Origin of the sequence: Streptomyces galbus (genome assembly GCF_005280195.1) — a bacterium.
In the GTDB taxonomy this organism is placed as follows: domain Bacteria; phylum Actinomycetota; class Actinomycetes; order Streptomycetales; family Streptomycetaceae; genus Streptomyces; species Streptomyces galbus.
In genome coordinates, this window is sequence record NZ_SZPR01000047.1 from 986 (window position 1) to 1,741 (window position 756).

General features: G+C 62.7%; 2 protein-coding genes. Both read right to left on the reverse strand.

Annotated elements, in window-relative coordinates; genetic code table 11:
* Nucleotides 1-315: a pore-forming ESAT-6 family protein gene (locus tag E4U92_RS35160; protein ID WP_137304521.1), complete on the reverse strand. Its 315-nt coding sequence runs from the start codon at nucleotides 313-315 to the stop codon at nucleotides 1-3.
* Between the two features lie 54 nt (nucleotides 316-369).
* A complete protein-coding gene (locus E4U92_RS35165; RefSeq protein ID WP_137304520.1) occupies nucleotides 370-702 on the reverse strand; it encodes a hypothetical protein in 333 nt (110 codons plus the stop codon).
* Nucleotides 703-756 lie beyond the last annotated feature (54 nt).

The window sequence follows — 756 nt, forward strand, 5'->3', positions numbered from 1 at the left end:
TCAGCCGATGTTGTCGACCGCTGCCTTCGCCTTCGACAACGTCGACTGCGCCGTACCGTCGTTCTGCTCCAACGTCGACTTCAACAGCCCGATGATGTTCTTCACCTCGGTCGACGCACGGTTCCAGCGCTGCTCCTTGCCGTGGTACTCATCCGCCACACCATCAGCCGTGAAGTCAGCCATCGCCGCCTTCACCTGACGATCCCGCTGACCGATGACCTCCTCCAGCCGCGCGATCACACTCTGGATGTTCCCCTGCGCATCCGCCGACGCACCCACGTCGTACGAACGACGATCCGAACCCGCACCCGCCATCACCGATCACTCCCCGTGAAAATCAACACTACGTACCGGAACCGGAGTTGAAGCTCAGCGCGCACCGAAACGCGCCGCGTCGAAGTTCGCCGCCGACATCTGCTGCCGCGCGTTGTCACCCTGCTCCTGGTCACCCGAGCTGAACGCCGACTCCATGCCCGACTGACCACCCAGGATCGCCGACAGAGAACCGTTCAGCTCGCTCGTGATCTCATCCGCACGGGCCTTGAACTGGTCGAACATCACCCGGCCACTGCCGTTGAACTTGCCCTCCAACGGCTGCGCCGCCTGCACCAACTGCCGGATCAGCGAACCGAGATAGTCGCTGGAGCCGCGCGAAACACGCATCAGGGTCGACAGCGTCAGCGCACCCATTTCGAACTTCATACCGAAACCGCCCTCCCCCGTTGGGGTCTGTCTGCCACATCTGTACGCATCCCA

Coding starts and splice junctions, on each gene's coding strand:
- E4U92_RS35165 (WP_137304520.1), bottom strand. CDS start 702: ATGAAGTTCGAAATGGGTGCGCTGACGCTGTCGACCCTGATGCGTGTT.
- E4U92_RS35160 (WP_137304521.1), bottom strand. CDS start 315: ATGGCGGGTGCGGGTTCGGATCGTCGTTCGTACGACGTGGGTGCGTCG.